The organism is Halomonas organivorans (genome assembly GCF_014192055.1).
GTDB lineage: Bacteria > Pseudomonadota > Gammaproteobacteria > Pseudomonadales > Halomonadaceae > Halomonas > Halomonas organivorans.
This window is the reverse complement of sequence record NZ_JACHXM010000006.1, coordinates 118,085-126,647: the sequence shown is the minus strand read 5'-3', so window position 1 is coordinate 126,647 and position 8,563 is coordinate 118,085. Positions and strand designations below refer to the sequence as shown.

Genomic DNA, 8,563 nt, shown 5'->3' with positions numbered 1-8,563 from the left:
TTGCCTCTTGCCTCTTGCCTCTTGCCTCTTGCCTCTTGCCTCTTGCCTCTTGCCTCTTGCCTCTTGCCTCTTGCCTCTTGCCTCTTGCCTCTTGCCTCTTGCCAGCATGAGCCTCGCTCAAGAGCACCATGAAGGAAGCTCCTCTCCGCGGCCCCTGCCCCGGCGCCGCGGGTTTTGCTAAGATGTGGCGCCTGTCCGGCCCCGTGCCGATCCTCGACGGACGCCCCACTCCCATAACATCGCGCCGTCGTCGTGCCCCGATGCCCTTACGCTGGAGATTGACCCGACCCATGGCCGCCGTTCCGACTCCCCTGACCGCCACCCTCTCCGACAGCCTCCGCCGGCGCATCCTTATGCTCGACGGCGGCATGGGCACCATGCTGCAGAACGCCGCGCTTTCGGAGGAGGAATTCCGCGGGGAGCGGTTCGCCGACTGGCCCACCGATCTGAAGGGCAACAACGACCTGCTGGCGCTGACCTGCCCGGACCTGGTGACGCGCATCCATCGCGACTACCTGGAAGCCGGCGCCGACATCGTCGAGACCAACACCTTCAACAGCACCCGGCTGTCCCAGGCCGACTACGGCATGGAAGCGCTGGTGGCCGAGCTCAACCGCGAGTCGGCCCGCCTGGCCCGCGCCGTCTGCGACGCCGTGGCCGAGGAAACCGGCGTGCCGCGCTATGTGGCCGGCGTGCTGGGCCCGACCTCGCGTACCGCCTCGCTGTCGCCGGACGTCAACGACCCGGCCAAGCGCAACGTCACCTTCGATGCGCTGCGCGACAACTATCGCGAGGCCGCCGAGGCGCTGGTCGAGGGCGGCAGCGACCTGATCCTGATCGAGACCATCTTCGATACCCTGAACGCCAAGGCCGCCATCTACGCCCTGGAAGAGCTGTTCGAGGAGCGCGGCGAACGCCTGCCGGTAATGATCTCCGGCACCATCACCGACGCCTCCGGCCGTACCCTGTCCGGCCAGACCACCGAAGCGTTCTGGAACTCGATCCGCCACGCCAAGCCGCTCTCCGTAGGCCTGAACTGTGCGCTGGGCGCCGAGGAGCTGCGGCCCTATCTGCAGGAGCTTTCCGACAAGGCCGACACCTTCGTCTCGGCGCATCCCAACGCCGGCCTGCCCAACGAGTTCGGCGAGTACGACCAGACGCCGGAAGAGATGGCGGCCATCGTCGCCGAGTTCGCCGCCAGCGGCCTGGTCAATATCATCGGCGGCTGCTGCGGCTCTACCCCGGAGCATATCGCCGCCATTCACCGGGCGATCCGGGATACCGCGCCCCGCCAGGTGCCCGAGCGCCCGCTGTCCTGCCGGCTGTCCGGCCTCGAGCCGTTCAACATCGCCCACGACTCGCTGTTCGTGAACGTCGGCGAGCGCACCAACGTCACCGGTTCGGCGCGCTTCAAGCGGCTGATCAAGGAAGAGGACTACACCACCGCCCTGGAGGTGGCCCTGGAGCAGGTCGAGAACGGCGCCCAGGTCATCGACGTCAACATGGACGAGGGCATGCTGGAGTCCGAGGAGGCCATGGTGCGCTTCCTCAACCTGATCGCCGGCGAGCCCGACATCGCTCGGGTGCCGATCATGGTCGACTCCTCCAAGTGGGAGATCGTCGAGGCCGGCCTCAAGTGCATCCAGGGCAAGGCGGTGGTCAACTCGATCTCGATGAAGGAAGGCGAGGACGCCTTCCGCGAGCAGGCCACCAAGTGCATGCGCTATGGCGCCGCCGTGGTGGTGATGGCCTTCGACGAGCAGGGCCAGGCCGACACCTTCGCGCGCAAGACCGAGATCTGCCAGCGCGCCTATCGCCTGCTGGTCGACGAGATCGGCTTCCCCGCCGAAGACATCATCTTCGACCCCAACATCTTCGCCATTGCCACCGGCATCGAGGAGCACGACAACTACGCCGTCGACTTCATCGAAGCCACCCGCTGGATTCGCGAGCACCTGCCTCACGCCATGGTCTCCGGCGGAGTGTCGAACGTTTCCTTCTCGTTCCGCGGCAACAACCCGGTGCGCGAGGCGATCCACTCGGTGTTCCTCTACCACGCCATACGCGCCGGGCTGACCATGGGCATCGTCAACGCCGGCCAGCTGGCGGTCTACGACGACCTGCCCGAGGCCCTGCGCGAGGCGGTCGAGGACGTGGTGCTCAACCGTCGCAGCGACAGTACCGAACGGCTGCTCGAGATCGCCGACGAGTACAAGGGCGACGGCTCCGGCGGCGCCAAGAAGGAAGACCTCGAGTGGCGCAGCTGGGAGGTCGAGAAGCGTATCGAGCATGCGCTGGTCAAGGGCATCACCGCCTACATCGAGGAAGACACCGAGCTCGCCCGCCAACGTGCCACGCGCCCCATCGAGGTGATCGAGGGGCCGCTGATGGACGGCATGAACGTGGTCGGCGACCTGTTCGGCGCCGGCAAGATGTTCCTGCCCCAGGTGGTCAAGTCGGCGCGGGTCATGAAGCAGGCCGTGGCCTATCTGATCCCCTACATCGAGGCCGAGAAAAGTGCCGACACCCAGGCCAAGGGCAAGATCGTCATGGCCACGGTCAAGGGCGACGTCCACGACATCGGCAAGAACATCGTCGGCGTGGTCCTGCAGTGCAACAACTACGAGGTGATCGACCTCGGCGTGATGGTCCCGGCGGAGAAGATCCTGCAGACGGCGAAGGAAGAGAACGCCGACATCATCGGGCTCTCCGGGCTGATCACCCCGTCGCTGGACGAGATGGTCCACGTCGCCAAGGAGATGCAGCGCCAGGGCTTCGAGCTCCCGCTGCTGATCGGCGGCGCCACCACCTCCAAGGCCCACACCGCGGTCAAGATCGAGCCGGGCTACGAGCATCCGGTGATCTACGTCACCGACGCCTCCCGGGCCGTGGGCGTGGCCGGCAAGCTACTGTCACCTACCCAGAAGCCCGAGTACGTGGCCGAGATTCGCGCCGAGTACGAGAAGGTCCGCGAGCGCAATGCCAAGCGCCGCCCCAAGGCGGCGGACCTCTCCTATGCCGAGGCCCGCGCGCGAAAGCCGGTCTACGACTGGAACGACTACACGCCGCCGGCGCCGGGCTTCACCGGCCTCAAGGTGTTCGACGACTACGAGCTGAGCTCGCTGGTCGAGCGCATCGACTGGACGCCGTTCTTCATGAGCTGGGAGCTGGCCGGCAAGTATCCGAAGATTCTCGACGACGAGGTGGTCGGCGAGGCGGCCAGGAGCCTGTTCGCCGACGCCCAGGCGATGCTCGCCAAGCTGATCGACGAGCATCTCATCCAGGCCCGTGGGGTGATCGGCCAGTGGCCGGCCAACGTCGTCGATGACGACGTCGTCGAGGTCTATGCCGACGAGTCGCGCCGCGAGGTTATCGAGCGGCTGCATCACATCCGCCAGCAGACCACCAAGAACCGCGAGGGCGTCTGCTACAGCCTGGCCGACTTCATCGCCCCCAAGGACTCGGGCAAGCCGGACTGGATCGGCGGCTTCGCCGTCACCACCGGTCATGGCGTCGAGGAACTCGCCAACCGCTACAAGGCGGCCGGCGACGACTACAACGCCATCATGGTCCAGGCGCTGGCCGACCGCCTGGCCGAAGCCTTCGCCGAGCACATGCACGAGCGGGTGCGCAAGGAATTCTGGGGCTATGCCGCCGACGAGACCCTCGACAACGAGGCGCTGATCGCCGAGAAGTATCGCGGCATCCGCCCGGCACCGGGCTATCCGGCCTGCCCCGACCACACCGAGAAGGCGACCCTGTTCCGGCTGCTCGATGCCGAGGCCAACACCGGCCTCGAACTCACCGACAGTTTCGCCATGTGGCCCGCTGCCGCGGTCTCCGGCTGGTACTTCGCCCATCCCCAGTCGAAGTACTTCTCGACCGGCAAGATCACCCGCGACCAGGTCGAGGCGCTGGCCAGCCGCAAGGGCATGACGCTGGCCGAGCTGGAGCGCTGGCTGTCGCCGGTGCTGTCCTACGACCCGAGCTGATCGTGGCCGCTCTCGCCCCGGGCCCGCTTGACGGGCCCGGCTTCATCATCGCTGGAAGCCGGCATGCTGCCTGAGTCCTCACGTCGCCAGACCATCCTGCGCCTCGCCCTGCCGATCATCGGCGGCATGCTCACCCAGAGCCTGCTCAATCTCGTCGATGCCGCCCTGGTAGGCTCGCTCGGCGAGGTCCCGCTGGCCGCCGTGGGCATCGGCGGATACGCCATCTTCCTGATCACCGCGGTAGTGTTCGGGCTGTCATCCGGCGTCCAGGCCCAGGCGGCGCGCCGTCACGGCGAGCAGGACTGGAAGAACCGCGCCGTGTCGCTCAACGCCGGGCTCTCGATCGCGCTGACCGTGGCCGGCCCGTTGACGCTGCTGTGCCTGTGGCAGGCACCGGCCCTGCTGGCGCTGATCAACCAGGACCCGGCGGTGAACGCCGAGGCGGTCGGCTATTTCCAGTGGCGGGTCATATCGCTTGTGCCGGTGGCCATGATCCTGTGCTTCCGCGGCTACTGGAACGGCATCCAGCAGACCGGCCTCTACCTGCGCATCATCCTGGCCATGCACCTGATCAACGTGGTGGCCAGCATCGGCCTGATCTTCGGACTCGCCGGCCTGCCCGCCATGGGCGCGGCCGGCGCCGGCGCCGGTACCAGCCTGTCGCTGTTCGCCGGCCTCGCGCTGTGGGCACTGCACAGCCTGCGTCAGGCTCGCAGCAGCGGTTTCCTGACGCGTCGCCCCTGCGCGGTCACCTTCGCCACCACCCTGCGCCTGGCCGTACCGCACTCCTTCCAGCAGATCTGGTTCGCCGCCGGCTATGCGGTGCTGTTCTGGATCCTGGGACAGATCGGTACCGCCAGCGTGGCGGTCGGCCACGTGCTGGTGAACCTCTCGCTGCTGTTGATCCTGCCCGGCGTCGGCATGGGCATGGCGGCGATGAGCCTGGTTGGCCAGTCGCTGGGGCGCCAGGATCACCTCGACGCCCATCGCTGGGGCTGGGATGTGGTGCGCCTGGCCTGGCCCTGCCTGGCGCTGATCGCGCTGCCGATGGTGCTGTTCCCCGACGCCGTGCTGGGGCTGTTTCTTCACGACGCGCAACTGATTGACCTGGGTCGCCTGCCGCTGCAGTTGACGGCGGCCATGATCGTGCTCGACGCTGCGGCCCTGGTATTCGCTCAGGCGCTGCTGGGCGCCGGCGCACAGCGTACGGTGATGACCACCACCCTGACGCTGCAGTGGCTGGTCTTCCTGCCGCTGGCCTGGTGGGTCGGCGTTCACCAGGACGCCGGCCTGCTCGGCATCTGGTGGGTCCAGCTCGGCTATCGCTGCCTGAACTCCGCCGGCTTCATGCTGATCTGGCAGCGCCGCGGCTGGCAGCGGCTCGCGGTGTGAGGCGGGACGATCATGCGTGAACGCCCAGCCTCATTCCATTTCGAATATAAACTATGAAGATTTATTCTTTTATAGAATAATTGCGGCCCGTTAAGGTAGTCGCCAAGCTTCACCACTCTCCTGTTGCAGGTAAGCGCTGAATGTATCGCTACGACACCCATGACCAGACCCTGGTCGACGAACGCGTCGCCCAGTTCCGCGACCAGATGCGTCGCTACCTCGAGGGCAAGATCAGCGACGAGGAATTTCTGCCGCTGCGCGTGCAGAACGGTCTCTATATCCAGCGCTATGCGCCGATGCTGCGCATCGCCATTCCCTACGGCATGCTGGCCTCCTACCAGCTGCGCAAGTTGGGAGAGATCGCTGCCCGCTACGACCGCGGCTACGGTCACTTCACCACGCGTACCAATCTGCAGTTGAACTGGCCGAAGCTCGAGGATGTTCCCGACATCCTGGCCGATCTGGCCAGCGTGCAGATGCACGCCATCCAGACCAGCGGCAACGACATCCGCAACACGTCCACCGACCAGTTCTCCGGCATCGCCGCCGACGAACAGGTCGACCCGCGGCCCTGGTGCGAGCTGATTCGTCAGTGGTCCACCTTCCACCCCGAATTCGCCTACCTGCCGCGCAAGTTCAAGATCGCGGTGACCGGCGCCGAGGACGATCGCGCGGCGATCCAGGTCCACGACGTGGGCCTGCGCTTCTGGCGCGACGACGCCGGCGAGGTGCGCGTCAGCGTGCTGGCCGGCGGTGGCCTGGGCCGTACGCCGATGATCGGCAGCGTGGTCTGCGAGGACCTGCCCTGGCAGCACCTGCTGACCTATCTCGAGGCGATCCTGCGGGTCTACAACCAGTTCGGCCGCCGCGACAACAAGTTCAAGGCGCGCATCAAGATCCTGGTCAAGGCGCTGGGCGTCGACGAGTTCCGTCGCCGCGTCGAGGAAGAGTGGGCGCACCTCAAGGATGGCCCCCAGACCCTCACCGACGAGGCGGTGGCCGCCGTGACCGAGCACTTCGTCGATCCCGAGCGTCGCGAGATCGGTGCCGAGGCGATCGAGGCCTATGAGGCATTGCGCGCCGACAATCGCGCCTTCGCCCGCTTCGTGACCAACAACGTCACCGACCACAAGGTCGCTGGCTACAAGGCCGTCACCCTGTCGCTGAAGCGTCGCGAGCACTCGCCGGGTGACGTCACCTCCGAGCAGATGGGCGCCATCGCCGACCTGGCCGACGAGTTCAGCTACGGCGAGCTGCGCGTGACCCACGAGCAGAACCTGGTGCTGACCGATGTGCCGGTAGACCGCATCGAGGAGCTCTGGCAGCGTCTCGACGAGCTTGGCCTGGCCAATCCCACCGTGGGTACCCTGGCCGACCTGATCTGCTGCCCCGGTGGCGACTACTGCGGCCTGGCCAACGCCAAGTCGATCCCGGTCGCCCATGCCATCCAGGAACGCTTCGAGGACCTCGACTTCCTCTACGACCTGGGCCCGCTGGAGCTCAACATCTCCGGCTGCATGAATGCCTGCGGACACCACCACGTCGGCAACATCGGCATTCTTGGCGTCGACAAGAAGGGCGAGGAGTACTATCAGATCTCGCTGGGCGGCAGCCAGGGCAATGCGTCTTCGCTTGGCAAGATCCTCGGCCCCTCCTTCTATCGCGAGGACGTACCCGGCGTGATCGACAAGCTGCTGCAGGTCTACGTCGGCGAGCGCACCCCCGACGAGACCTTCCTCGATACCTATCGCCGCATCGGCCTCAAACCCTTCAAGGAGCGTGTCTATGCCTGAGCAGATTTCCCGCCCCCTGATCGTCGACCGGCGCGTCGTGACCGATGAGTGGGTCCTCTGCGAGGATGCCGCTCAGCGTCCCGAGGGCCAGCCGGCCCTGCTGCCGCTTGCCGACTGGCAGGCATCGGCCAAGGGCGACGACGTCGCGCCCTGGCTGCCCAGCGACACCGAGATGACCGCTGAACTGGCGCGTGAACTCGAAGCCGCCCCGCTGGTGGCCATCGACTTCCCGAAGTTCACCGACGGCCGCGGCTACAGCATCGCTCGCCTGCTGCGCGAGCGGCACGGCTACAAGGGCCAGATCCGCGCCATCGGCGACGTGCTGATCGACCAGCTGTTCTACATGTCGCGCTGCGGCTTCGACGCCTTCTCGCTGCGCGAGGACCAGATCGTCGAGGACGCCCTCAACGCCCTGAGCACCTTCAGCCGCAGCTACCAGCCCGGCACCGACGACCCGGAACCGCTGTTCCGGCGCCGCCTGCGCGAGGCCCACAAGGGCGAAGTCGCCTGACGCGATCGCCTCGCCAGACACGATGAAGCCGGCCCATGGGCCGGCTTCATCGTGTCTGGCAGCCGAGATCGAATGCTGAGTCTGCGAGGCCGCGAGTCCGGCCTCCAGCACGATACTTCGCCGCCTCGCTGCGCATATTTGGGCGCCTGACGGCGCCATTCGTCGAGGCGTCGAACCGGCAGAAGATCTGCGCTCCCACTTGCATTGGCGGGAGCGCAGTCACGTTGCCTGGCCTAACCCCGGCGCTTCTGCTGGCGCTCCCGATTGGCCGCCCTGGCCCGCTCGCTCTTGCGCAGCATCACCCAGGTGGCGCCCAGGCCACCGTCGGCCTGGCTCGCCGAAGCGAACGCCTGGACCTCGTCGAAGGCGGGCAGCCACTTGGCCAGGTAGGAGCGCAGCACGTTGGCGGGGCTATCGATCTCGCGCCCACGGCCGTGGACGATCATCACCGAGCGCAGGTCGTGCTCGACGGCCTCGCGCAGGAACGCCGGCAGCGCCCGCCGGGCCTCCTCCACCGGGCGACGCAGCAGGTGCAGGCTGGCCTGCATCGGATAGCCACCGTGGCGCAGTCGCTCCGCTACCCCACGCTGGATGCCGTCGCGACGGAAGTCGAGCGGATCGAAGGGCGGCACCAGGTCGACGAAGTCGTCGGAGAGGATATCGCGGCCCGAGTCGCCGCCGGCGGCGCTTTCGCGCTTGGCGAGCTGAGCCTCGGTGGGCACTCGGCGGGTCTGGCCGGTATGCGCCCGGCCCTGGCCGCGCGACAAGGGTTTCACGTCGCCCATCAGGGCCTGGAAATCGGCATCGTCGTGAAGGTCCGTCATGGCACACCTCCTGGCCAGCTGGGTAGAACGCTCATCCTAGCAAATGGCTCA

At 66.9% G+C, this 8,563-nt stretch carries 5 protein-coding genes; 4 read left to right on the top strand and 1 reads right to left on the bottom strand.

The genetic code is table 11. The features are described 5' to 3' along the window. Positions 1–290 precede the first annotated feature (290 nt). The 4 genes from metH to FHR96_RS08745 all read left to right on the top strand — a co-directional run bounded on the left by metH (position 291) and on the right by FHR96_RS08745 (position 7,688). Positions 291–3,992, top strand: coding sequence for a methionine synthase (metH, locus tag FHR96_RS08760; protein WP_183387288.1), 3,702 nt, complete (start codon positions 291–293; stop codon positions 3,990–3,992). A 63-nt stretch (positions 3,993–4,055) separates the two neighbouring features. Then, complete coding sequence (locus tag FHR96_RS08755) at positions 4,056–5,384, top strand: MATE family efflux transporter (RefSeq protein WP_183387287.1); 1,329 nt, start codon at positions 4,056–4,058, stop codon at positions 5,382–5,384. A 140-nt stretch (positions 5,385–5,524) separates the two neighbouring features. Next, positions 5,525–7,177, top strand: coding sequence for a nitrite/sulfite reductase (locus FHR96_RS08750; RefSeq protein WP_183387286.1), 1,653 nt, complete (start codon positions 5,525–5,527; stop codon positions 7,175–7,177). Further along, positions 7,170–7,688, top strand: coding sequence for a DUF934 domain-containing protein (locus FHR96_RS08745; RefSeq protein WP_183387285.1), 519 nt, complete (start codon positions 7,170–7,172; stop codon positions 7,686–7,688). The genes FHR96_RS08750 and FHR96_RS08745 overlap by 8 nt, the downstream gene beginning before the upstream one ends. A 233-nt stretch (positions 7,689–7,921) precedes the next feature. Here the strand turns inward: FHR96_RS08745 and smrA are convergent, their stop codons facing one another. Next, positions 7,922–8,512 (bottom strand): DNA endonuclease SmrA, encoded by a 591-nt coding sequence (gene smrA / locus FHR96_RS08740; RefSeq protein ID WP_183387284.1) that lies wholly within the window; start codon positions 8,510–8,512, stop codon positions 7,922–7,924. Between the last annotated feature and the right edge of the window lie 51 nt (positions 8,513–8,563).